The organism is Caballeronia sp. AZ7_KS35, from assembly GCF_023631045.1.
Classification (GTDB): Bacteria; Pseudomonadota; Gammaproteobacteria; order Burkholderiales; family Burkholderiaceae; genus Caballeronia; species Caballeronia zhejiangensis.
In genome coordinates this window covers 272,695-294,638 of the sequence record NZ_JALQDV010000009.1, presented here as the reverse complement: position 1 = coordinate 294,638, position 21,944 = coordinate 272,695, and the positions used below count along the sequence as shown (strand labels likewise).

The following is a 21,944-nucleotide window of genomic DNA, read 5'->3' as shown; positions in this document are numbered from 1 at the left end:
GCAGCGGCGTAAGGCTTACGCGCGGCTGCGATATTCATTCGTGCGGGTGTCGATTTCGATCTTGTCGCCGATGTTGCAGAAGAGCGGCACTTGCAGTTCGAAGCCGGTGTTCAGCTTGGCGGTCTTCAGCACCTTGCCCGACGACGTATCGCCCTTGACGGCCGGTTCCGTGTAGACGATCTCCCGAACCAGCGTGGTCGGCAGTTCGACCGAAATGGCCTTTTCGTTGTAGAACACGACTTCGCACGCCATGCCGTCTTCGAGGTAGTTGAGCGCGTCGCCCATCATTTCGGCTTCGACTTCGAACTGGTTGTAGTCGGCGTCCATGAAGACGTACATCGGATCGGCGAAGTACGAGTACGTCACTTCCTTGCGGTCGAGCACGACGACGTCGAACTTGTCGTCAGCCTTGTAGACGGTTTCCATGCCCGCTGCTGTCAGCAGGTTCTTGAACTTCATCTTCACGACCGCGGCGTTGCGGCCCGACTTGTTGTACTCGGCGCGCTGCACGACCATGGCATCGTTGCCGATCATGACGACGTTGCCGACGCGGAGTTCTTGTGCGGTCTTCATAAAACTGGGTCCTGTACGAATGGATTTGGCTTGAATGCCTGAAATGAATCGATCCGGCGGCGGCGGTGCCTCGGTTTTATGCCGCCGCCGTGCGAGTGTTCGGGCTAACGAGGGATCTGCCGCGAACGGCTTGAGCAAATGGCTTGATCTTCGCGGCGCAAAACTGGACGAACTGCGCCTTGCTTCCTCGGATAACCGCTTATTTTAACTGACTTTTTGCTTGTTTGGCCAGTCGATTGGCGCTCCTGAAACGCGTCAGCGCGAGTTTCGTCTGCTGATTCGCGAGGCCACATGGGCGGCGAGATTGCCGGCCAGATCGCCGATGCCCGCGAGTTCCTTCGCCCACTTCACGGCGCGGCGCTCCCATTCTCGCCGATGCGCCCAAAAGTCCGCCCAGTCGGGAACGCCCACGCCATTCCACGCGTGCCAGAAGCGTGCGGCCGCCTCGCGCGCGGACGGATCGAGCGTGCGCGTGTAATGCGCGAGCGCGGCGTCGAGCTTGGGCAGATGGGCGTCGTCGGCTTGCGGGTAGATGTGCCAGACGAAGGGCTTCATCGCCCATTGCGCGCGCACGAAGGAATCCTCGCCGCGCACGAAGTTGATGTCGGCGGCCCAGAGCAGTTCGTCGAAACGCGGCTGCTCGACGAAGCCGAGCGCGTGCGTCTCCAGCGCGCCGGCGCGCGCCGTCGTGCCGGCGATGAAGTTCGGCACGTCGAAAAAGCGTGCGACCGCGCCCGAGATGCGGCCTTCGGGAACGAGCAGCACGACGGGCACATCGCCGTCGCGCCATTGCGCGAGGAGCGCGTCGACAGCCGGATTCTCATATGCGAACAGCGACACGACCGTATGTTCGCCGCCCGGCCGCTCGATCCCGACGCGCTCGCGCCACCACGCGTTCGCATCGAAGCGCTCGCGGCGCGCGTCGAGATCGCGTTCCTTCAGCACGCCGCCCGTGCCCTTGCCGAGCCCGGGAAAGAAGAAGCTCTTGTCGAGCGGATAGCGCGGATGCGGCGACGGGCGCATGTGGAAATCGGCGACCCAATCCTCGCCACTCAGATATTCGAGATTGATCCAGACCGGCTTCGGATCGCGGCGTGCCATCGCGGCGATGTACGCATGCGGCAATTCGCACGCGAACGCCTCGATCACGACATCGGCGATGGCAAGCGTGTCGCCCGCATGCGCAGGCTCGCGCCAGTGCTCGATCGCGATGCCCATCGCCTCCTGGCGCGGCAGCGTCGCATCGACGTCGGGGCAGAGCGCGTGAAAGACAGTCAGATCGTCGACGAAAAGACGCACGCGCCAGCCGTGCTCCGCGTGCAACTGCCGCGCGAGACGCCAGCACACGCCGATGTCGCCGAAATTGTCGACGACCGCGCAGAAGATGTCGCAGGCGAGTTCCTGATTGGCGGCAAGGGTAGTCATGAGGACGAAGGCGCGCGGTTTAATGTTCTAAACTGGCGATTCTAAGATAACGCTCCAGGCACGGCTCACCGTCGTGCCGATGCCTTTCGTCCCCTTGCTGCATGACTGACACCGACGCCCTCCAACCGGATTTCGACCCGAAAACGACGCTCGCGCAATTGCCGCATCTGCCCGGCGTGTACCGCTACTACGACGGCGACGGCAACGTGCTCTACGTCGGCAAGGCGCGCAATCTGAAGAAACGCGTGTCGAGCTACTTCACGAAGACGCTGCATTCGCCGCGCATCGCGATGATGGTCACGCGCATCCGCAAGATCGAGACGACCGTCACGCGCTCGGAAGCCGAAGCGCTGCTGCTCGAAAACAATCTGATCAAGGCGCTCGCGCCGCGCTACAACATCCTTTTTCGCGACGACAAGTCGTATCCGTTTCTCAAGCTCACCGGCCACAAGTTTCCGCGCATGGCGTATTACCGCGGCGCGGTCGACAAGAAGAACCAGTATTTCGGCCCGTTTCCGAGCGCGTGGGCGGTGCGCGAGAGCATCCAGATCCTGCAGCGCGTCTTCCAGTTGCGCACCTGCGAGGACTCGGTGTTCAACAACCGCACGCGGCCGTGTTTGCTGCATCAGATCGGGCGCTGCACCGCGCCGTGCACCGGCTTGATCAACGAAGAGGATTACGCGCGCGACGTGTCGAATGCGTCGCGCTTTTTGCTCGGGCGTCAGGGCGAGGTGATGAAGGAGCTCGAGCAGAAGATGCACGCGTTCGCCGCGGATCTCAAGTTCGAACAGGCCGCGGCGGTGCGCAATCAGATGAGCTCGCTGTCGACCGTGCTGCATCAGCAGGCGATCGAAGTCGGTGGCGAGAGCGATGTCGATATCCTCGCGGTCGTCGCGCTCGGGGGCAAGGTATGCGTGAATCTCGCGATGGTGCGCGGCGGCCGGCATCTGGGCGACAAGGCGTATTTTCCGGCGCACGTCGAAAGCGCGATGGCGCTCGGCGACGAAGACGAGCTTGCGGATGCCAACGAAACGGTAGATGCGCCCACCGAAACGGAAACCGAAACCGAGTCCGAAGAGCCACGCGAAAGCTCGCTGGAATCCGAAGTGCTGGAAGCCTTCATGGCGCAGCATTACATCGGCAATCGCGTGCCGCCGGTGCTCGTCGTGAGTCATGCGCCGTCGAGCCGCGAGCTCGTCGATCTGCTGATCGAGCAGGCGGGGCACAAGGTCACGCTGCTGCGTCAGCCGCAAGGGCAAAAGCGCGCGTGGCTCTCGATGGCCGAGAACAACGCCAAGCTCGCGCTCGCGCGCCTATTGTCGGAACAGGGTTCGCAGCAGGCGCGCACGCGCGCACTCGCGGACACGCTGTCCATGGAGATGGACGATCTCGCGCAACTGCGCATCGAGTGCTTCGACATCAGCCATACGATGGGCGAGGCGACGCAGGCATCGTGCGTCGTGTATCACCATCACAAGATGCAGTCGGGCGAATACCGGCGCTACAACATCACCGGCATCACGCCGGGCGACGATTACGCCGCGATGCGGCAGGTGCTCACGCGCCGATACGAGAAGATGGTCGCGCAGGCCGCCGCGAACGCCAACGATGAAGCCGCGACCCTGCAACCCGACGACGCCGCCGATCCCAACGTCACGCCCGATGGCGCCGAACCGGTCGCGGCGGGCGGCACGCTGCCGAACATCGTGCTGATCGACGGCGGCAAGGGCCAGGTGGAAATCGCGCGGCAGGTGTTCTCCGAGCTCGGTCTGGATCACGGCATGCTGGTAGGCGTAGCGAAAGGAGAAGGGCGCAAGGTCGGCCTGGAGACGCTCGTGTTCGCCGACGGCCGCGCCGCGCTCGAACTCGGCAAGGAAAGCGCGGCGCTGATGCTCGTCGCGCAGATCCGCGACGAGGCGCACCGCTTCGCCATCACCGGGATGCGCGCGAAGCGGGCAAAGGCGCGCCAGACTTCGCGGCTGGAGGAACTGGAAGGCGTCGGCGCGAAACGGCGTCAGCGGCTCCTGTCGCGTTTTGGCGGATTGCGCGGCGTGCAGGCGGCGAGCGTCGAGGACCTGGCGAGCGTCGAAGGCATTTCGCTCGCGCTCGCGCAGCAGATTTATCGTCAGTTGCATTGAGCCGCAAAGCCGGCCGCGCGGCGCGCCACAGCGGTGCGCCGCCTTGTGAGCGCCGGATCGACGCGGCACAATGGCGGCTTCCTTACATGTCCCTCAACCGCTTTCGCCCATGCCGTTCAATCTACCGATCTTCCTGACGTGGCTGCGAATCGTGCTGATTCCGCTCGTCGTGGGCGTGTTCTATCTGCCGGACATGATGATGAGCCCGGAGCATCGCAACCTGCTCGGCATGGTCATCTTCGTGCTCGCCGCACTCACCGATTGGTTCGACGGCTTTCTCGCGCGCAAGCTCAATCAGACGTCGTCGTTCGGCGCGTTCCTCGATCCCGTTGCCGACAAGCTGATGGTCACCGCCGCGCTGCTCGTGCTCGTGCAACTGTCGCGGCTCAATGCGGTGATCGCGCTCATCATCGTTGGACGCGAAATCACGATTTCCGCGCTGCGCGAATGGATGGCGCAGATCGGCGCATCGAAGAGCGTCGCGGTGAATCAGCTCGGCAAGTTCAAGACCGTGTGCCAGATGGTCGCGATCCCGATGCTGCTGTTCTACGGGCCGCTGAAGATCGCCGGCACGCAATGGATCATCGACACGCGCGTGTGGGGCCTGTGGCTCATCTACGTCGCCGCGTTCCTCACCGTCTGGTCGATGCTCTACTACATGAAGCTCGCGTGGCCGCAGATTCGCGAGCGCGGCGGCATGCTTTGAGGCGGAAAACGCGCTCATTGCAAAAATTGCGTCGAAGCGAAAAAATCCTCTCACAAAACAGTTGACAGCCTTCTTTGGCTTCTACATAATCTCGTTTCTCTGATGCACGACGCGACGCAGCAAGCGAAGCAAGAGCAAAAGAAAGCAGTAAAAGAAAGCAGTAAAAGAAAGCAGTAAAAGAAAGCAGTAAAAGAAAGCAGTAAAAGAAAGCAGTAACACGCGGGAGTAGCTCAGTTGGTAGAGCGCAACCTTGCCAAGGTTGAGGTCGCGAGTTCGAGACTCGTCTCCCGCTCCAGATTTTGAAGGTTCTGAGGTCGTCGGCGCTGAATTGGCAAAGCGCAAAGCGCAAAGCGGCAGCAGTACCGGCAGTAGTTGTATCGCAGGATATTGCGGGAGTAGCTCAGTTGGTAGAGCGCAACCTTGCCAAGGTTGAGGTCGCGAGTTCGAGACTCGTCTCCCGCTCCAGATTTTGAAGGTTCTGAGGTCGTCGGCGCTGAATTGGCAAAGCGCAAAGCGCAAAGCGGCAGCAGTACCGGCAGTAGTTGTATCGCAGGATATTGCGGGAGTAGCTCAGTTGGTAGAGCGCAACCTTGCCAAGGTTGAGGTCGCGAGTTCGAGACTCGTCTCCCGCTCCAGTCAAAGGGGAAGCCAAGCTTCCCTTTTTGTTTGGTGGCTCAGCCGGTCAATTGCCGGTGGCACCAGAACCGCTTGTGGCGCGGTAGCAAAGCGGTTATGCAGCGGCCTGCAAAGCCGTTTAGACCGGTTCGACTCCGGTCCGCGCCTCCACTTGAAAAGCCCTGATCCGTCAGGGCTTTTTCTTTTTCGGAACGCCGGTAGCCACCGATTCTGCGTCCCGTGGCGGCACGGCATAATTGCAACGTTTCTGCCACACCTACTCCAATGACCGACTCACTCTCCCAACTCGAATGGCGCTGGAAGCGCTTCGACGATCTGTCGACGACCGAGGTCTACGACATGCTCGCGGCCCGTAGCGCCGTGTTCGTCGTCGAGCAGAATTGCGTGTATGGCGATATCGACGGCCTCGATGTCGACGCGTGGCATCTTCTCGCATATGGCGAAGGCGAGAAGCGCCCGGCGCTCGCGGGTTATCTGCGCGTGCTGTTGCCGGGTCATCCGGACGAGGGCGAGAAGGACGTGCGCATCGGCCGCGTGCTGACGACCGCGAAGTTTCGCGGCCTGAAGCTCGGCAACGCGATGCTCGAACGCGCGCTCGAGCAGATCCTGAAGCAATGGCCCGATCAGCCGGTCAGCCTTCACGCACAGGCGCACTTGCAGCGCTTCTACGGCGCGTTCGGCTTCGTGCCGTCGTCGGGTGTGCATGACGAAGACGGCATTCCGCACGTCTGGATGCGCCGTCCCGGTTTTCCTTCATGACGCGCTGACGTTGACGGGCGCCGCGATCGCGACGCTGCGTTCCTTGATGAGCCGCGAGCGCGCCGACAGCCGCAGCCAGTGACGCAGCGCAATCAGCGCGCCGATCACGCTCATCATCGATCCGGGAATCCACAGCAACAGGCCGCCGATCTGCTGATCGCGCATCGGCGTGATCCAGGTGAACGCGCGGCCGCAAATCGAATAGATCGGATACAGCTCGTGCGGCGTGAAGAAGATGTACGCGCCGAGAATGATCTGCGGCGGAATCGCGGCGATCACGACGAGAATCCGTCTGCCGGGCGCGAGGCGCGCGGGCGGCGCGGGCCGCGGGTCGAGAATGAGCCACCAGAACAACAGGCCGTCGATCACCATGCTCCAGTTCATTACGCGATAGAGCCGGTAATCGAGCATCGCCTTGAAGTGGATCGGCGACAGCAGCCAGAAATAGATCAGCCCGACGAACAGCGCGACGGCGATCACGGGATTGAACACGACATCGCAAAAGACGCGCGCAATGCGCGTTTGCGCGGCCGGACGCAACCAGCGCTGCCGCCATCCGAACGGAATGCCCGCACGCAGCGCCGCGCCCGGATACGACAGCGCGATCAGAAACGGACCGAGATGATGCAGCACGAGATGCTGCAATCGATGCATGAAGAATTCGTGCTCGAAGAAGTAATCGAGCCGCGTGTGCAGCGCCACGTAAAGCGCAACGAGGCCGAACCAGAACGCGATGCGCCGCGACACCGACACGCGCGCATGCCGCGCCCCGCGCGCGAACAGAATCCCCGCGACGAGCACCGCGATCACGACCGTCGGCGACGGCTCCCACGGATCGAGCCAGTAAAGCAGCGTGCTCATCGTCAGGCGTCCTTTGCGTGGATCACGCGCTTCAGATCGGCCGCGATGGCGTCGATCGAATCGTGATCGGTCGCGAGCAGGCGCGCGTGACCGGCGGCATCGAAGATATAGACGGCCGAACTGTGCGTGACTTCATACGCGCCGTCCGGATCGCGCTTTTCCATCTGATACGCGACGCGATAACGCTGCGCGACTTTCTCGATCGCGCGATCCGTGCCGGTCAGGCCGACCGCGTGTTTGTCGTCGAAGGCGCGCACGTAGGAGCGCAAAAGCGCGGGCGTGTCGCGCGCCGGGTCGACCGAAACGAAGACGATGCGCGTCTCGTCCGCATCCGGCCCAACGCGTTGCAGCACTTGCATCAGGCGCGCCATCGTTTCCGGGCAGACATCGGGGCAATGCGTGTAGCCGAAGTAGACGAGCGTCGTCTTCCCGGCGAAGGATCGTCCGGTGACGCTCGCGCCGCCATCGTCGATGAGCGAGAAGTCGAGATCCGGCAGATGGCCCGATACATCCGTCAGATGCCACGGCTCGGCGGGCTTCGAACAGGCGGCGAGGGCGCACAGCGAGAGAAGGGCGACGAGGCGCCGCGCGGGAAATTCGAGGAACGAAGCGTGCATCGGGAATGGCGTTGCAGGATGATTCGATTTGAACTTCGTCGCAAAATACACGCCTTTCACGCGTCTCCAGCGCATCATGTCGCTATCGGACTATTTTTGAGACGATTTGCCGCATGGTTCAAGCGCGCTGAAAGGCCGCACGTCGAAAGCTGAAAGTTCGGAGCTTTCTGAATTGAAAGCCTTCGCGCGGTAAGATTCGCACGCATTGCGTCGTCCAAAACGGACCGCGCGCCACATCACAGGCAAACCACAGGCCAAAGATCGATGCAAATTCTTCCCGATTCCCTGTCTCTTGCCGAGACCGCCTTTTTCTTCGATTTCGACGGCACGCTCGTCGAACTCGCCTCGACGCCCGATGGCATCTTCGTGCCGCGCTCGGTGCCCGACATCCTCGCCGCGTTGAGACGCGCGACCAACGGCGCGGTCGCGGTCGTATCGGGGCGCGGCATCGACAATATCGATTCGTTCCTGCAGATGGACGATCTGCCCGTCGCGGGCATGCACGGCGCGGAACGGCGCGATTCGAACGGCGATGTGCAGCGCATCGGCTTCAACGACGAGCGGCTCCTGCGCATGGAGCACGCGCTCGAGAAAGTCGTCAGCGCGAATCCGGGCATGCTGCTCGAAATCAAGGGCGCGGCGCTCGCGCTGCATTACCGCAATGCGCCCGACCGCGAGCCGGCGGCGCGCGCGGCGACGCAAAAGCTCGTCGCGGAATATGCCGATGCCTACGTGCTGCAGCCGGGCAAGATGGTCTACGAGATCAAGCCGAAGGACGTCGACAAGGGCCGCGCGGTGCGCGCGTACATGGGCGAGCCGCCGTTCACGGGGCGCAAGCCGGTGTTTATCGGCGACGATCTCACCGATGAAAAAGGTTTCGCGGTCGTGAACGAGTTCGATGGCCTGTCGATCAAGGTCGGCCCCGGCGATACGGTTGCGCGCGCGCGCATCGAATCGGTCGAGTTGCTGCTCGACTGGCTGCAAGTAATCGCGGGCACGGCGGGGAAGCACGCGTGAGCCGGCTGATCATCGTTTCGAATCGCGTCGCGCCGATTTCCGAAGGCGGGCCCGCGGCGGGCGGGCTTGCGGTCGGCGTCTACGACGCGCTCAAGGAAACCGGCGGCATGTGGTTCGGCTGGAGCGGGGACGTGCTCACGTCCGCACCTGACGACATCAAGCTCGAAGAGCACGGACCGGTGACGTTCGCGACCATCGGACTCGTGCGGCGCGATTACGACCAGTACTATCGCGGCTTCTCGAATGCGACGCTCTGGCCCGCGTTTCACTATCGGCCGGACCTGATCGAGTTCGACCGGCACGAATACGACGGCTATTGCCGCGTGAATCGCTGGCTTGCGGCGCAGCTCGCGCCGCTGCTCAAGCCCGACGACGTGATCTGGGTGCACGACTATCACCTGATTCCGTTCGCGCAGGCGCTGCGCGCATTGGGCGTGAAGAATCGCATCGGCTTCTTTCTGCACATTCCGTTTCCGGCGTCGCAGATTCTGTTGAGCGTGCCGCGTCATCGCGAACTGGTCGAGGCGCTGTGCGCGTTCGATTTGCTCGGTTTTCAGACGGAGCCGGACCTGCGCGCGTTCTGCGATTACATCGAAACGGAAGCGGGCGGCGCGTTGCAGCGCGGCGGCGCGAAGCCGGTCGCGATTCGCGCGTTCGGTCAGACGCTGCGTGCGGCGGCGTATCCGATCGGCGTCTATCCGGATGAAATCGCCGCGCTCGCGAAAGACGGCGAGCGCGGACGCGACGTGGAAATCGTCAAGTCGACGCTGCATCATCGCAAGCTCGTGATGAGCGTCGATCGTCTCGATTATTCGAAAGGGCTCGTCGAGCGTTTTCGCGCGTTCGAGCGGCTGATCGAACACGATCCGCAGCAGCGCAACAACGTGTCGTTCCTGCAGATCGCGCCGCCGACCCGCTCCGATGTCGATGCCTATCGCGACATCCGCTTGCAGCTCGAAGCGGAATCGGGCCGCATCAACGGGCGATACGCCGAACTCGACTGGACGCCGATTCGCTATATCCATCGTCAGTACGAGCGGCCGGTGCTCGCCGCGCTGTTCCGCGAGGCGCACGTGGGTCTCGTCACGCCGTTGCGCGACGGCATGAATCTCGTCGCGAAGGAATATGTGTCGGCGCAGAATCCGGACGATCCCGGCGTGCTCGTGCTGTCGCAATTCGCGGGCGCGGCGCGCGAGCTGACGGCCGCGCTCATCGTCAATCCGCTCGATATCGATGGCATGGCCGATGCACTCGCCATCGCGCTCAGCATGCCTTTGAACGAGCGAAAAGCGCGCTACGAAGAGATGATGGCGCAATTGCGCGACAACAACGTCTCGGTGTGGCGCGACAACTTTCTGCGCGACCTCAAGACGTGAAAAAGGCCGCGTTCCTTTGGAAACGCGGCCTTTTTGCTTGATGACGCTTACGCCGGCTGCTTGTGCGGCGTCGCGACGATCGACGGCACCTTGCCGTGCTGCTTCGCCAGCAACTCGCGATACAGCCCCGGCCGCTCGCGCAATTCCTGCGGCGGGCCGTCGTCGATGACCTTGCCCGCGCTCATCACGATGATGCGGTCGAAATTCTGCAGCGTCGACAGACGGTGCGCGATCGCGATCACGGTGCGGCCGACCATCAGCCGGTCGAGCGCCTGCTGAATCGCTTCTTCCGATGCGCTGTCGAGCGCCGACGTCGCTTCGTCGAGCAGCAGAATCGGCGCGTTCTTCAGAATCGCGCGCGCGATCGCGATGCGCTGACGTTGACCGCCCGACAGCTTCACGCCGCGGTCGCCGACGATCGTGTCGAATCCTTCCGGCATCGCCTCGATGAAGTCCGTGCAGCGCGCCTCGCGGGCGGCGGCGAGCACTTCCTCGCGGCTCGCATCCGGACGTCCGTACGCGATGTTCTCGAACACGGTGCGATGGAACAGCGAAATATCCTGCGGCACGAGCGCGATCGCGTGGCGCAGGCTGTCCTGCGTGATCGCGCTGATATCCTGGCCGTCGATCTTGATGCTGCCCTTTTGCGGCTCGTAGAAGCGTTGCAGCAGCGCGAGCACGGTCGATTTGCCCGCGCCCGACTTGCCGATCAGCCCGACGCGCTGTCCCGGCTCGATATGCAGATAAAAATTGTCGAGAATCGGACGGCGGCGCGGATAGGCGAACGTCACGCCCTCGAAATCGACGCGCCCGCCTTGCGGCACGAGTTCCGTCGCGTCCGAGCGGTCCGGCATGCCGTGCGGCTCCAGCAGCGTCTGCACGGCTTCGGCGAGACGCGCGACGTGTTGCGTCACATCGACGAGCGCCACGGCCAAGTCGCGCGTGCCGTGCAGGATCGTGAAACCGAGCGAGCTGACGAGCACGATATCGCCCGACGTCGCGCGGCCTTGCGACCACAGCCACAGCGCCCAGCCGAGCAGGCCTGCGGAAAGGATCGCCGTGACGACCGCGTGGAACAGGCGCAGCTTTTCGAGGTACAGCAGACTCTGCTGACGCGCGACCATTTCGGCCTTGACGGTCGAGCCGAAACGCTTCTGCTCGCGGAACGTCATGCCGAACGCGCGCACGAGCGCCATGTTGCCGATCACGTCGACGAGCTCGCCATCCACCGACGCCGCCTTCGACGCGAAACTGTGATGCCGCGCCGAGCCGCGCTTCGCGAGCCGGTACAGGATCAGCGCGAGGATCAGCGATGCGGTCATGAGACCGGCGGCCATCAGCGGATTGACGGAGACGATCATCACGATCGCGCCCAGCACCGCGATGCACGGCGGCAGGACGTTCCACGCCATCACGTTCTCGGAGGTGTAGATCGCGTTCGACGTCGCCGTGATCCGGCTCGCGAGCATGCCTGGCTGCTTCTCGGAGAAGTACGTCGGCGAGTGGCCGGACAGATACGAGAAGAGGTCCTTGCGCAAGTCGCCGGTAACGATCACGAAGACGTGCGCGCCGACCCAGCCGCCGACCCGCCACAGCAGGTTGTCGGCGGCGATCAGCCCGACCAGGATCATGAACGCGCCCCACAGCGGGCCGGGATGCCCGCGGCCTTGTCCGAGGACGTCGATCAGATGCTTGATCGCGTACTGCGAGGCGAGGGCGCAACCGACGGCGGCGAACACGCTGAAGAGCACGATGGCATGCGCGACGGGGTGACGGCGGATGTAGCGCATCAGGAACGCGAGCGGCCGATGCGCGTAGCTCGAAAGCTTCGCGTTGTGCGCGTTACGCTGGGAAACGGTGAGTTGGTCCAATGGTCTTTTTTGGTCGTAGAGCGGTTGAGCGTGTGTTGCGCCTTCGGGCAGTGCCATGCGCGGTACGAGATGCGACTGCCGGCATGCGATGCGTCGCCCGATCCGGCGCGACTGACGTCAAGCGAGGCGACGCTGCGCCGTCTCCATCACTGAATTGTAGCCAGTATCGCGCTGCGGCATCGCGACTTCGGGCATGTGACGCTCGGCGCGTGTGGCCATCCGAACATCATCCACGGCAAAAATCGGGCGTCGCTTCAGCCTTTCGGCCGCCGAGCGCGGCTGACGGCATGGGCGCGCATTGTAAGCACATTGCACGACTTTTTGCGATGGAACGCTCGTCTGAAGGATCTGCGCCAATCGCGCCAGCGAACACAAAAGCACGTGTCGCGCCCGATAACGCAGCCGGTGCCGCAATCCGGCCTACGCGGCGGGTCAGACGGCGCGGAGTGCGTGCTGCCGCCCGGGCATCGTCAAAGCCCGTGCTCAAATGTAGAACAACCTTAATAAACAGTGGTTTGCAAAGTGTATCCCCCTTGTAACAAGGTAAATAAGTTGAAATGACTGCCGGCGCCGCTCTGGAAAAAACTCCATAATCCGATCCGGGTTTGCCCTTAGGCCATCGACAGGTTTTTGCAAGTTCGCGTCAACCGCCGCAGCAGATACGCGTTAATTGCTGGCGCGCGGCGATTTTGAGATATGGAACCGCAATTGCTAGATCGAATCGCCTGCGCGACGAACCGGTGATCAGCGACCCCGCTTTTTCACTCGAGCATCAGCCTTTGCGCCGCGGCCGCCGCGCCGCGGAAAGCTTCGCCCGAGCCGAGCGATTCGCTTTCCAACGTCAACATGACAGCAGTACTTGCCTGATTCTTTATTAGGAGTTTCACGACATGCGAATCGCTCAAATCGCGCCCCTCCACGAGGCTGTTCCGCCGAAGCTGTATGGCGGCACGGAACGCGTGGTGTCTTATCTGACCGAGGCACTCGTGGATGCTGGACACGACGTCACGCTCTTCGCGAGCGGCGATTCGCAGACGTCCGCGAAGCTCGAGGCGTTCTGGCCGCAGGCGCTGCGCCTCGACCCGACGATCCGCGACACGATGGCGCCGCATATGCTGCTGCTCGAAGAAGTCCGCCGCCGCGCCGACGAGTTCGACGTGCTGCATTTCCACATCGACTATTACCCGTTCTCGCTGTTCGCGCGCCAGCCAGTGCCGTTCCTGACGACGATGCACGGTCGTCTCGATCTGCCCGAACTGCAGCCGATCTTCAACACGTTCAACGACGTGCCGGTCATCTCAATTTCGGACAACCAGCGTCAGCCGCTGCCGCAGGCGCACTGGCTCTCGACGGTGTATCACGGTCTGCCGGAAAACCTGTTGAAGCCGATCCCGAACGTCAAGCCCGGCTATCTCGCGTTCCTCGGCCGCATCTCGCCGGAAAAGCGCGTCGACCGCGCGATCCGCATCGCGCAGGCGGCGGGCATGAAGATCAAGATCGCGGCGAAGCTCGACAAGGCCGACCGCGCCTACTACGAAGAAGAGATCAAGCCGCTCTTCGCGCTGCCGCACGTCGAGTACATCGGCGAAATCAGCGAAGCGGAGAAGACCGAGTTCCTCGGCAACGCCCACGCGCTGCTATTCCCGATCGACTGGCCGGAGCCCTTCGGCCTCGTGATGATCGAAGCAATGGCCTGCGGTACGCCGGTGATCGCGTTCAACCGCGGCTCGGTGCCGGAAGTGATCGAGAACGGCGTGTCGGGCTTCGTCGTCGAAGATGAACTTTCGGCGATCGCCGCCGTGAAGCGCCTGGATCAACTGCCCCGCGAAAAGGTTCGCGCCGCGTTCGAGCAGCGTTTCTCGTCGAAGGTCATGGCCGCGAACTACGTCAACGTGTATGAAGAACTGCTGCGCCAGAAGCGCCGCACGGTTCTGCGCGAAGTCAACGCGAGCTAAGCAAGTCTTGCCGCTTCGCCGCGGCATGAGTTGAAAAACGACGCCCCGCGTGCCTCAAGGCACGCGGGGCGTTGTCGTAATAGCACATTCAGGCATGCCTTTCGCGCGACAGACCGCGCTGCGGATGTGAAACCTCTGACGACATCCGTAATCTCCCTATAATGACCGGGCTTCGCGATGCGCGGAGCGGCATGCATCGCACGTGGACAGGAGCGTTTCTTTTGGCGAGACCCAAGCAAATCAGCGCGAACCCGGCGCCGGGCGCCGGCACTGTGTTCGCATTGCGCGCCATCGGGCTGGTGCTCGCGGCGCGCTGGGCGTTCTCGATGTCCGAGATGGGCTATCTGTCCTCGCTGCGCGCGATGACGTCGTCGCCGTGGGCGTGCGTGAACCTCGTCCTGATCTTTCTTCTGATCGTGCTGCCGGGCGCGAAGGCGCGCACGGAGCGGCCGCTGCATCCGCTGCCGCAATGGCTGCGGCAGGCGTTGCGCTTCATTGCGCTGCTCGCTTTCGGCTTCGCGATGTTTTCCGTCGGCGCGTTCGTCTGGAGTTCCGGATGGCGGCGCTTCACGCAGGCGCTCGCCGAGACCAACGGCTGGCTGCTCGTCGGGCCGGCGCTTTATGCCATCGTCATGTGGATCTGCCGTCCGCGCGCGCTCTGGCGCACGAATATCGCGGCGCGGCGCTTCGCGATCGGGCGCTATGCGCTCTCGCTCGATCCCGTCACGCGTACCGCCGTCGTATGGGCGGAAAGCCGCAAGCTCGGCCAGTACGACGCGCGCGAGCTGTCGGTGAAATGGCCGGAGCCGGCGGAGACGTCGCCGTCGACGAGCATGCTCGCGCCGGCGACCGAGCCCGCCGCGCCTGCTATCCGCGCGAGCGGGGAAGTGCGGCACGGCCTGTTCGCGCGCCGGCCGAAAGTCGAATTGTTGTGGGACTCGCCGGCCGCGGCCGGGCACAATCGCACCACCGTGTTCCGCGCGCCGCTCGCGAGCGAAGGCGACCGCAACGCGGCGCGCGCGCTCGATGCGACGCTGCGTCAGGTCTGATCTAGCCGAAATTGCCGTACACGTCGTTCCTGTCTCTTCAGGGAGGAAAGGATGCTGATACGTTGGTTGCTGGCCGCGCTTCATCTTCTTGCTTTCGGTTTCGCGCTCGGCTCGGTGCTCGCGCGCGCCCGCGCGTTGCGGCGTCTCGATCCCGCGGAATCCATTCAGGCGAACGAACTGCGCCTGCGTGACGTCTTTCGTTCGGATTCCGTGTGGGGCGTCACGGCGATCGTGCTGATCGTCACGGGCGTGACGCGCGCGTTCGGCGGATTCGAAAAGGGCGGCGCGTTCTATCTGCACGAGCCGCTTTTCCATCTGAAGATGACGGCGCTCGTCGTGATTCTGCTGATCGAAGTCTCACCGATGCTGGCGCTGATCCGCTGGCGCATCGCGCTCGCGCAGGGCGGGCCGATCGATCTCACGCGGGCGCGACGCTTCGCATGGCTGAGCGATCTCGAAGCCGGACTCGTCATGTTGATGGTGATCGCCGCGAGCGGCATGGCGCGCGGCGTGTGGGCGTCGTGATGCCCGTTTCACCGGCTGAAAATGAAAAAGGCCCAAGTCGTGAGACTTGAGCCTTTTGATCTTCGGTGCTTGTCTTTACCAACACCAGAATTCTGGTGGGTAGTACTGGGATCGAACCAGTGACCCCTGCCGTGTGAAGGCAGTGCTCTACCGCTGAGCTAACCACCCGAAGAGAGACGAGATTATGTCAGGCGTTTTTGGTTTCGTCTAGTGCTTCGTTAAGCAAATTCGAAAAAATTACGCAGGAACGGCTTCTCCTTCCGCGGGAGCCGGTTCCGTGCGCCAGACGCTCGTGCCTTTCATCGCCTTGTCGAGATCGCTCAGCAGGGCTTCGTGCGCGGCGAGTTCGTCGGCGCTCGCGGCGATCACCGGCAGATCGAGATCGTCGAACGCGATGCGCGACGTCGAAACCGAGCCCGACGCGGGCTGATCGCCGAGCATGTCGATGACGAGGCTTTCCTGGCCGCGCGTCATCGCGAGATAGACCTCGGCGAGCAGCTCCGAGTCGAGCAGCGCGCCATGCAGCGTGCGATGCGCGTTGCTGATGCCGAAACGATCGCACAGCGCATCCAGCGAGTTGCGCTTGCCGGGGAACATCTGCTTGGCTTGCGCGAGCGAGTCGATCACGCCCGCGCACGTCTCGGCGATTTTCGGCAGCCCGAGCAGCGCGAATTCCATATCGAGAAAGCCGACGTCGAAGGGCGCGTTGTGGATGATCAACTCCGCGCCCGCGATGAAGTCGCGAAGTTGCGCGGCGATCTCCGCGAACTTCGGCTTGTCGCTCAGGAATTCGGTGGTGAGGCCGTGCACGGCGAGCGCGCCGGGATCGCTGTCGCGTTCCGGGTTCACGTAGAGGTGCAGGTTGTTGCCCGTCAGCCGGCGGTTGACCAGCTCGACGCAGCCGATTTCGATGATCCGGTCGCCCGTCCTCGCGTTCAGGCCGGTGGTTTCGGTGTCCAGTATCAGTTGGCGCATAAGTTGGCGTGCGTTTCGTTCAGTTGTCCGCAAGCGATGTCACGCCGCGATTGGCGAGCGCATCGGCGCGTTCGTTTTCGGGATGTCCGGCGTGGCCCTTGACCCAGCGCCATTCGATCTCATGCCGCGCGACGAGTTCGTCGAGGCGCTTCCAGAGATCGGCGTTCTTGACGGGCGTCTTCGCGGCCGTCATCCAGTTCTTTTTCTTCCAGCCGTGAATCCATTCGCTGATGCCTTTCTGCACGTATTGCGAATCGGTGTGGATGATCGCGTGACACGGACGTTTCAACGCCTCGAGCGCGGAGATCACGGCCATCAGTTCCATGCGGTTGTTGGTGGTCGCGGCTTCGCCGCCGAACAGCTCCTTCTCCAGCGAGCCGAAACGCAGCAGCGCGCCCCAGCCGCCGGGTCCCGGATTGCCTTTGCAGGCGCCGTCCGTGTAGATGTCGATTACCTTGTTCGATGCGGATTCTTGAGTCATCAATGCTCTTTGCGAGTCTCGTTGCGCGTGTGCGGAGCGGCGACCGGAGCGAGGCCAGGCGCGAGCGCGGGTTTTTTGAGCTTGCGCGGACCGATGACGCGCATGCCGCGCACGCGTTTGACCGCCGTGATCATGTACGCCGCGCCGAAGATGGGCCACCAGCGATCGCCGGCGGCTTCCATGAATTGATAGCGTTGCAGCCATTTGTCCGTGACAAGCGGCGGACGATAGCAGCCGAAGCGCCCGCGTTCAAGGTCGAATCCGAGCAGCTTGATCCAGTCCTTGATGCGCGTGAACGCGATCATCTCGTGCGCCGATGGCACGAACGGCCGTCCCGCGACCTTGCCGAGCGACTGCCGCGCGCCCCACAAACTCAGCGAATTGAAGCCGAGGATGATCAACTGGCCTTCGGGCACCAGCACGCGCTCGGCTTCGCGCAGCAGGCGGTGCGGATCGGGCGAGAATTCGAGTGTGTGCGGTAGCACGAGCAAATCGACGCTCTGCGCTTCGAAAGGCAGGTCGAGCAGATCGCACCACACGGTGCTGCGGCCGTCGGGCGCGCTCGCCGCGGGAAGCGCGCTCACGCCGGGCGTCGTCGCGCGCGGCGGCGTGTACGGTGCGCTCGATGCGCTTTCGGCGTCGAGCACGAGCGCGCGCCCGGTCATGCGATTTTCGCGCAGCGCGTCGAGCTGCGGCATGCCGAGCTGCAGCGCGTGATAGCCGAAGATGTCGGACACGACGTGATCGAGCTGCGCCTGCTCCCATTCGAGCACGTAGCGCCCGGGCGCCGAGCTCGTCCAGGTGGGCCAGTCTATAATCGATCGGTCAGACATGTTCGGATTGCCGCATAGATGATCGCCATGAATTCGCTTGCCAAGAAATCGCCTGCCCAGGATGCACTCGATGCACTCGAATACGTGCCGGTCCCGGCATTCGAGGACAACTACATCTGGCTCGTGTCGGACTCGCGCGATGCGGTCGTGATCGACCCCGGCGACGCCGCGCCCGTCGAGGCCTATCTGGCCAAACGTGGTTGGCGGCTGACCGCTATTTTACTCACGCACCACCACCACGACCACGTCGGCGGCGTGAAAGCACTCATCGATAGCCGAACGGCAGAGGGTGGGATTCCCGTCTACGGCCCGGCTGGCGAGCGCATCGAGCATCTGACGCAGCGCGTCACCGGCGGCGACAGGGTGCGCATCGACAAGCCGGCGCTCGAACTCTCCGTGATCGACGTGCCGGGTCACACGGCCGGACACATCGCCTATTTCCAGTCGGGCGATCCGAACGGCACGCCGCATCTTTTCTGCGGCGACACGCTCTTCGCGAGCGGCTGCGGCCGTCTTTTCGAGGGCACGCCGCAGCAGATGCTCAGTTCGCTCGACGCGCTCGCCGCGCTACCGGACAACACCCAGGTTCACTGCGCGCACGAGTACACGCTGTCGAACATCAAGTTCGCACGCGCGTGCGAGCCGGACAACACCGCGCTGCTGCGCTGGAGCGAGGACGCGCAGGCGTTGCGCGCCGCCGGCAAGCCGACTTTGCCGACGACCATCGGCCACGAAAAAACGGTGAATCCGTTCCTGCGTGCGGACGTCCCGGCGATCCACGCAACGCTTGCGTCGCAATTCGGCGCGCCCGTTTCGGACCGGCTCGAAGCGTTTCGAATGATGCGCGGCTGGAAGGATAAGTTCCGCTAACCCGAACCTATTTGGGGCTAACTTCAACCGAAACGTTGGAATCGACGTTAGATGCAGGATTTTGCAGGGGTTTTGCGCGCATTCTTATTGACGTCTTAAGTGCTGTTCCGTACTATCGGCTGCAAATTTCCAAGCATCATCTTTTGGAAGCAGAGACGTTCTCCATGCGACTAACCCTTAGCGCGCTGTCCGTCCTGATGCTCGCCGCGTGCGCGAGCCAAGGACCTACGGCGTCAGATCCAATTACAGCAACAGCCAACTCCAACGCTTCGCCGCAACAAGTCGCCGACACGATTCGCCGCACCGCAGCAGCCAAGGAAACCATTAACGTCGACAAGACGCCCGTGACTTCGCTCGCGGGTTCGTCCGATCTCTGGAACCGCATCCGCGGCGGCTTCCAGATTCCCGATCTGCAAAGCGACCTCGTCGACATGCAGGTCAACTGGTACGCGCAACGCCCGGATTACGTCGAGCGCATGACCACGCGCTCGCAGAAGTATCTGTATCACATCGTCGAGGAACTCGAGCAGCGGCATATGCCGACCGAGCTCGCGCTCCTGCCGTTCATCGAATCGGCATACAGCCCGCAGGCGCTATCGGTCGCGAAGGCCGCGGGCATGTGGCAGTTCATGCCGGGCACCGGCCGCGATTACAACCTCAAGCAGAACATGTGGCAGGACGAGCGCCGCGACGTGCTCGCGTCGACGTCTGCCGCGCTCGACTACCTTTCGCGTCTGCACGACATGTTCGGCGACTGGCATCTCGCGCTCGCCGCATACAACTGGGGCGAGGGCAACGTGCAGCGCGCGATCGCGCGCAACGAAGCGGCGGGCTTGCCGACCGACTACGAAAGCCTGCGCATGCCCAACGAGACGCGCAACTACGTGCCGAAGCTGCAGGCCGTGAAGAACATCGTGAGCAATCCGCAGATGTACGGTCTCACGTTGCCGGACATCCCGAATCACCCGTATTTCGTGACGGTCACGACCGCGCGCGACATCGACGTGACGATGGCCGCGAAGCTTGCCGGCATGAGCGTGGAAGAATTTCGCTCGCTGAATCCGTCGTTCTCGAAGCCGGTGATTCTCGGCGCGACCAATCCGCAGATTCTGCTGCCGTTCGATAACGCTGCGTCGTTTCAGCGCAATCTTTCGTCGTACTCGGGCGCGCTGTCGTCGTGGACGACGTACACCGTCACCGAGCGCGCGCGTCCGGCGGCGATCGCCGAAAAAATCGGCGTGGACGCTGACACGCTGATGTCCGTCAACCGCATTCCGGCGGGCATGCGCCTCAAGCCGGGCTCGACGATCGTCGTGCCCCGCACCGACGATGACGACGAAGACATCAGCGCCGACGTCGCGGCCAATGCGATGCTCGCAATCGAGCGCGACGTGCCCGACACGCGCCGGCTCGTCATCCGCGTGCGCCGCAAGCAGTCGATCGGCACGCTGGCAGACCGCTACAACGTTTCGCCGGCACAGTTGCGCGCATGGAACCGCACGCGCGGAGACATGTTCATGCCGGGGCAGGTGGTCGTGCTGCATGTGCCGTATGGCCGACCGGTTCCGGCCGAGCCGGGTCCGGCGCGTGTGGAGACGGTGGCGGCGTCGAGCCGTTCATCGGGCGGCGTGTCGAAGATCGGCACGCGCGTACCTGAGCCGAAGACATCGCGCGGCGGCAAGACGAGTGCCCATACGTCGGGGAAGGTGACGAAGGTGTCGTCTTCTTCGGCATCGCATGCAGCAAAGCCTGCTGCCGCGGCCAAGACCGCGAAGCCGGCTGCCACGTCGAAGAGCAGCAAGAAGAAATAACGCACGCGGTTTTGCCGGCGCGATAACCCACGCCGTCACCAAGGTGACGGCGTGTTCTTTTGCGGACGCCGCTAAACTGTCGATCCGAAAGAATCGATGAAGCGTCCGTTTCATATGTCGTCCACCGTTCGTCTCCGCGTTTTCATCCTCTTTGCCGCCGGCTACTTCGTCTCGTACGTGTTCCGCGGCGTCAATCTCGGCTTCGCGCCGCTCATCACGCACGAACTCGGCTTGTCGGCCGCCGATCTCGGCCTGCTGACGGCGCTGTACTTCATCGGCTTCGCTGCCGCGCAGATTCCTGTCGGCGTACTGCTCGATCACTTCGGGCCGGCGCGTGTGACGGCCGGCATGCTCGTGTTCGCCGCGGCGGGCATTGGCGTGTTTGGGGCCTCGAATAGCCTGGCAGGGCTGATGGCCGGGCGCCTGCTCATCGGCGTGGGCGTGTCGGTGTGTCTGGCGGCGGCGTTCAAGGCGTCGGCGCAGCATTTCCCGATCTGGCGCCTGCCGCTCATCAACGGATTCACGATGGCCGTCGGCGGATTGGGCGGCGTCGTCGTCGGATCGCCGCTGTCGGCGCTGCTGCAATTCGCAACGTGGCGTCAGGTGTGCTTCGGGCTCGCGGTGTTCACGCTCGTCGTCGCGGCGGCGATTGCGCTCTTCGCGCCGCGCAAGGCGGATACGCATCATCAGGCGGACATCGTCACGCAGTTCAAGGGCACGTGGCACATCATGAGAAGCGCCGCGTTCTGGAAGATCGCGTCGTTTCCGGTCGTCACGCAGGGCGTCTTCTTCGCGATGCAGTCGCTCTGGATCCGTCCCTATCTCATCGACGTGATGAATCTCACGCCCGCGCATTCGTCCGCGATCGTCTCCGTGCTCGGTTTCGCGATGATGTTCGGCTCGGTGGGCTTCGGCGCGGCGGCGCGCAGTCTGGAGCGGCGCGGCGTGTCGGTGTACGCGTTCTGCGGCGCGGGCATGGTGCTTTTCGTCGCCACGCAGTTGCTCATGGTGCTGCGCGTGCCGCTGCCGCCCGCGACGCTCATCGCCGCGTATGGCGTATTCGGCGGCACGGGCATCCTGAGTTATGCGGTCGCGGCGAAGTATTTCCCGTCGCACATGGCGGGACGCGTGAATACGACGCTCACGCTCGTCATCTTCCTGCTGATCTTCGGCTTTCAGGTCGGGGTCGGCACTATGTTGTCGCTTTGGCCTGCGGAAGCGGGGCGCTATCCGGCATCGGCGCATATTTCGGTGTGGGCGGCACTGATTGCGCTGCAAGTGGCGAGCGCGATCTGGTACATGTTGCCGGGCCGCGCGCTGCACGAACGCGAGGCGGAAGTGGAAAACGCGGCGTCGTGATCGGGGCGGCGGGAGGCAAGCAGAGCGCTCCCAAATTTGGCAGATGTGTCAATTTAACGCTATAATTCGAAGGTTTGAGCACATCAACCCGCACCCTAGCGCCTACC

20 protein-coding genes and 5 tRNA genes are annotated in these 21,944 nt (G+C 63.3%); 16 read left to right on the top strand and 9 right to left on the bottom strand.

Annotated features, from left to right (window positions below):
• Window positions 1-15: 15 nt before the first annotated feature.
• Window positions 16-573, bottom strand: coding sequence for an elongation factor P (efp, locus tag NCT05_RS11580; protein WP_008342076.1), 558 nt, complete (start codon window positions 571-573; stop codon window positions 16-18).
• A gap of 34 nt (window positions 574-607) precedes the next feature.
• On the opposite strand from efp, the gene NCT05_RS11575 reads away from it, so the two are divergent.
• On the top strand, window positions 608-781 hold the full coding sequence (locus NCT05_RS11575; RefSeq protein ID WP_250440007.1) for a hypothetical protein: 174 nt from the start codon (window positions 608-610) through the stop codon (window positions 779-781).
• Between the two features lie 47 nt (window positions 782-828).
• Here NCT05_RS11575 and earP read toward each other — a convergent pair whose 3' ends face one another.
• On the bottom strand, window positions 829-1,998 hold the full coding sequence (gene earP / locus NCT05_RS11570) for an elongation factor P maturation arginine rhamnosyltransferase EarP (RefSeq protein WP_250502296.1): 1,170 nt from the start codon (window positions 1,996-1,998) through the stop codon (window positions 829-831).
• 101 nt (window positions 1,999-2,099) lie between these two features.
• On the opposite strand from earP, the gene uvrC reads away from it, so the two are divergent.
• The 7 genes from uvrC to NCT05_RS11535 all read left to right on the top strand — a co-directional run bounded on the left by uvrC (window position 2,100) and on the right by NCT05_RS11535 (window position 6,237).
• Window positions 2,100-4,136, top strand: coding sequence for an excinuclease ABC subunit UvrC (uvrC, locus tag NCT05_RS11565; RefSeq protein ID WP_008342073.1), 2,037 nt, complete (start codon window positions 2,100-2,102; stop codon window positions 4,134-4,136).
• A 109-nt stretch (window positions 4,137-4,245) separates the two neighbouring features.
• Window positions 4,246-4,842, top strand: coding sequence for a CDP-diacylglycerol--glycerol-3-phosphate 3-phosphatidyltransferase (gene pgsA / locus NCT05_RS11560; protein ID WP_008342071.1), 597 nt, complete (start codon window positions 4,246-4,248; stop codon window positions 4,840-4,842).
• 219 nt (window positions 4,843-5,061) lie between these two features.
• A tRNA-Gly gene (locus tag NCT05_RS11555) sits at window positions 5,062-5,137 on the top strand.
• 94 nt (window positions 5,138-5,231) lie between these two features.
• A tRNA-Gly gene (locus NCT05_RS11550) sits at window positions 5,232-5,307 on the top strand.
• A 94-nt stretch (window positions 5,308-5,401) separates the two neighbouring features.
• Window positions 5,402-5,477, top strand: a tRNA-Gly gene (locus NCT05_RS11545).
• Between the two features lie 77 nt (window positions 5,478-5,554).
• Window positions 5,555-5,628, top strand: a tRNA-Cys gene (locus NCT05_RS11540).
• 114 nt (window positions 5,629-5,742) lie between these two features.
• Complete coding sequence (locus NCT05_RS11535; protein ID WP_008342069.1) at window positions 5,743-6,237, top strand: GNAT family N-acetyltransferase; 495 nt, start codon at window positions 5,743-5,745, stop codon at window positions 6,235-6,237.
• Here the strand turns inward: NCT05_RS11535 and NCT05_RS11530 are convergent.
• On the bottom strand, window positions 6,232-7,098 hold the full coding sequence (locus NCT05_RS11530) for a cytochrome c oxidase assembly protein (protein WP_250434951.1): 867 nt from the start codon (window positions 7,096-7,098) through the stop codon (window positions 6,232-6,234). The two genes, NCT05_RS11535 and NCT05_RS11530, sit on opposite strands and share 6 nt — an antisense overlap.
• 2 nt (window positions 7,099-7,100) lie before the next feature.
• The gene (locus NCT05_RS11525; RefSeq protein ID WP_175980488.1) at window positions 7,101-7,715 is read right to left on the bottom strand and encodes an SCO family protein; all 615 of its coding nucleotides are present in this window, start codon (window positions 7,713-7,715) and stop codon (window positions 7,101-7,103) included.
• Window positions 7,716-7,979: 264 nt separating this feature from the next.
• Between NCT05_RS11525 and otsB the strand changes: the two genes are divergently transcribed.
• Both otsB and otsA read left to right on the top strand, forming a co-directional pair.
• Window positions 7,980-8,732 carry a trehalose-phosphatase gene (gene otsB, locus NCT05_RS11520; protein WP_008342064.1) on the top strand — a complete coding sequence of 251 codons (753 nt, stop codon included), beginning with the start codon at window positions 7,980-7,982 and terminating at the stop codon, window positions 8,730-8,732.
• Window positions 8,729-10,108, top strand: coding sequence for an alpha,alpha-trehalose-phosphate synthase (UDP-forming) (gene otsA, locus NCT05_RS11515; protein WP_250502295.1), 1,380 nt, complete (start codon window positions 8,729-8,731; stop codon window positions 10,106-10,108). Before otsB ends, otsA begins: the two co-directional genes overlap by 4 nt.
• Window positions 10,109-10,155: 47 nt before the next feature.
• Here otsA and NCT05_RS11510 read toward each other — a convergent pair whose 3' ends face one another.
• Window positions 10,156-12,036, bottom strand: coding sequence for an ABC transporter ATP-binding protein (locus NCT05_RS11510; protein ID WP_235366332.1), 1,881 nt, complete (start codon window positions 12,034-12,036; stop codon window positions 10,156-10,158).
• A gap of 833 nt (window positions 12,037-12,869) precedes the next feature.
• Between NCT05_RS11510 and NCT05_RS11505 the strand changes: the two genes are divergently transcribed.
• The 3 genes from NCT05_RS11505 to NCT05_RS11495 all read left to right on the top strand — a co-directional run bounded on the left by NCT05_RS11505 (window position 12,870) and on the right by NCT05_RS11495 (window position 15,508).
• Window positions 12,870-13,934, top strand: a complete 1,065-nt coding sequence (locus NCT05_RS11505) for a glycosyltransferase family 4 protein (RefSeq protein WP_008342061.1) — start codon at window positions 12,870-12,872, stop codon at window positions 13,932-13,934.
• Window positions 13,935-14,155: 221 nt separating this feature from the next.
• Window positions 14,156-14,983 carry a hypothetical protein gene (locus NCT05_RS11500; RefSeq protein ID WP_008342060.1) on the top strand — a complete coding sequence of 276 codons (828 nt, stop codon included), beginning with the start codon at window positions 14,156-14,158 and terminating at the stop codon, window positions 14,981-14,983.
• A 51-nt stretch (window positions 14,984-15,034) separates the two neighbouring features.
• A complete protein-coding gene (locus tag NCT05_RS11495; protein ID WP_034473512.1) occupies window positions 15,035-15,508 on the top strand; it encodes a DUF2214 family protein in 474 nt (157 codons plus the stop codon).
• 93 nt (window positions 15,509-15,601) lie between these two features.
• On the opposite strand, the gene NCT05_RS11490 is transcribed toward NCT05_RS11495, so the two are convergent.
• The 4 genes from NCT05_RS11490 to NCT05_RS11475 form a co-directional block, all read right to left on the bottom strand.
• Window positions 15,602-15,676 (bottom strand) — tRNA-Val (locus NCT05_RS11490).
• Window positions 15,677-15,745: 69 nt separating this feature from the next.
• The gene (dnaQ, locus tag NCT05_RS11485) at window positions 15,746-16,483 is read right to left on the bottom strand and encodes a DNA polymerase III subunit epsilon (RefSeq protein ID WP_008342055.1); all 738 of its coding nucleotides are present in this window, start codon (window positions 16,481-16,483) and stop codon (window positions 15,746-15,748) included.
• Window positions 16,484-16,502: 19 nt separating this feature from the next.
• The gene (gene rnhA / locus NCT05_RS11480; protein WP_008342054.1) at window positions 16,503-16,964 is read right to left on the bottom strand and encodes a ribonuclease HI; all 462 of its coding nucleotides are present in this window, start codon (window positions 16,962-16,964) and stop codon (window positions 16,503-16,505) included.
• On the bottom strand, window positions 16,964-17,797 hold the full coding sequence (locus NCT05_RS11475; protein ID WP_008342053.1) for a class I SAM-dependent methyltransferase: 834 nt from the start codon (window positions 17,795-17,797) through the stop codon (window positions 16,964-16,966). The genes rnhA and NCT05_RS11475 overlap by 1 nt, the downstream gene beginning before the upstream one ends.
• Before the next feature lie 18 nt (window positions 17,798-17,815).
• On the opposite strand from NCT05_RS11475, the gene gloB reads away from it, so the two are divergent.
• The 3 genes from gloB to NCT05_RS11460 all read left to right on the top strand — a co-directional run bounded on the left by gloB (window position 17,816) and on the right by NCT05_RS11460 (window position 21,837).
• Window positions 17,816-18,667: a hydroxyacylglutathione hydrolase gene (gene gloB, locus NCT05_RS11470; RefSeq protein WP_175980373.1), complete on the top strand. Its 852-nt coding sequence runs from the start codon at window positions 17,816-17,818 to the stop codon at window positions 18,665-18,667.
• Between the two features lie 164 nt (window positions 18,668-18,831).
• A complete protein-coding gene (locus NCT05_RS11465; protein ID WP_033537087.1) occupies window positions 18,832-20,478 on the top strand; it encodes a transglycosylase SLT domain-containing protein in 1,647 nt (548 codons plus the stop codon).
• 96 nt (window positions 20,479-20,574) lie between these two features.
• Window positions 20,575-21,837 carry an MFS transporter gene (locus NCT05_RS11460; protein WP_409017178.1) on the top strand — a complete coding sequence of 421 codons (1,263 nt, stop codon included), beginning with the start codon at window positions 20,575-20,577 and terminating at the stop codon, window positions 21,835-21,837.
• Window positions 21,838-21,944: the final 107 nt, after the last annotated feature.

What these genes read in the sequence shown, in the direction of transcription:
- dnaQ (WP_008342055.1), bottom strand. Translation starts at nt 16,483, where the DNA reads ATGCGCCAACTGATACTGGACACCGAAACCACCGGCCTGAACGCGAGG.
- otsB (WP_008342064.1), top strand. Translation starts at nt 7,980, where the DNA reads ATGCAAATTCTTCCCGATTCCCTGTCTCTTGCCGAGACCGCCTTTTTC.
- efp (WP_008342076.1), bottom strand. Translation starts at nt 573, where the DNA reads ATGAAGACCGCACAAGAACTCCGCGTCGGCAACGTCGTCATGATCGGC.
- rnhA (WP_008342054.1), bottom strand. Translation starts at nt 16,964, where the DNA reads ATGACTCAAGAATCCGCATCGAACAAGGTAATCGACATCTACACGGAC.
- earP (WP_250502296.1), bottom strand. Translation starts at nt 1,998, where the DNA reads ATGACTACCCTTGCCGCCAATCAGGAACTCGCCTGCGACATCTTCTGC.
- NCT05_RS11535 (WP_008342069.1), top strand. Translation starts at nt 5,743, where the DNA reads ATGACCGACTCACTCTCCCAACTCGAATGGCGCTGGAAGCGCTTCGAC.
- NCT05_RS11505 (WP_008342061.1), top strand. Translation starts at nt 12,870, where the DNA reads ATGCGAATCGCTCAAATCGCGCCCCTCCACGAGGCTGTTCCGCCGAAG.
- pgsA (WP_008342071.1), top strand. Translation starts at nt 4,246, where the DNA reads ATGCCGTTCAATCTACCGATCTTCCTGACGTGGCTGCGAATCGTGCTG.
- gloB (WP_175980373.1), top strand. Translation starts at nt 17,816, where the DNA reads ATGATCGCCATGAATTCGCTTGCCAAGAAATCGCCTGCCCAGGATGCA.
- NCT05_RS11530 (WP_250434951.1), bottom strand. Translation starts at nt 7,098, where the DNA reads ATGAGCACGCTGCTTTACTGGCTCGATCCGTGGGAGCCGTCGCCGACG.
- NCT05_RS11495 (WP_034473512.1), top strand. Translation starts at nt 15,035, where the DNA reads ATGCTGATACGTTGGTTGCTGGCCGCGCTTCATCTTCTTGCTTTCGGT.
- NCT05_RS11525 (WP_175980488.1), bottom strand. Translation starts at nt 7,715, where the DNA reads ATGCACGCTTCGTTCCTCGAATTTCCCGCGCGGCGCCTCGTCGCCCTT.
- uvrC (WP_008342073.1), top strand. Translation starts at nt 2,100, where the DNA reads ATGACTGACACCGACGCCCTCCAACCGGATTTCGACCCGAAAACGACG.
- NCT05_RS11575 (WP_250440007.1), top strand. Translation starts at nt 608, where the DNA reads ATGCCTGAAATGAATCGATCCGGCGGCGGCGGTGCCTCGGTTTTATGC.
- NCT05_RS11510 (WP_235366332.1), bottom strand. Translation starts at nt 12,036, where the DNA reads ATGGCACTGCCCGAAGGCGCAACACACGCTCAACCGCTCTACGACCAA.
- NCT05_RS11465 (WP_033537087.1), top strand. Translation starts at nt 18,832, where the DNA reads ATGCGACTAACCCTTAGCGCGCTGTCCGTCCTGATGCTCGCCGCGTGC.
- NCT05_RS11475 (WP_008342053.1), bottom strand. Translation starts at nt 17,797, where the DNA reads ATGTCTGACCGATCGATTATAGACTGGCCCACCTGGACGAGCTCGGCG.
- NCT05_RS11460 (WP_409017178.1), top strand. Translation starts at nt 20,575, where the DNA reads ATGAAGCGTCCGTTTCATATGTCGTCCACCGTTCGTCTCCGCGTTTTC.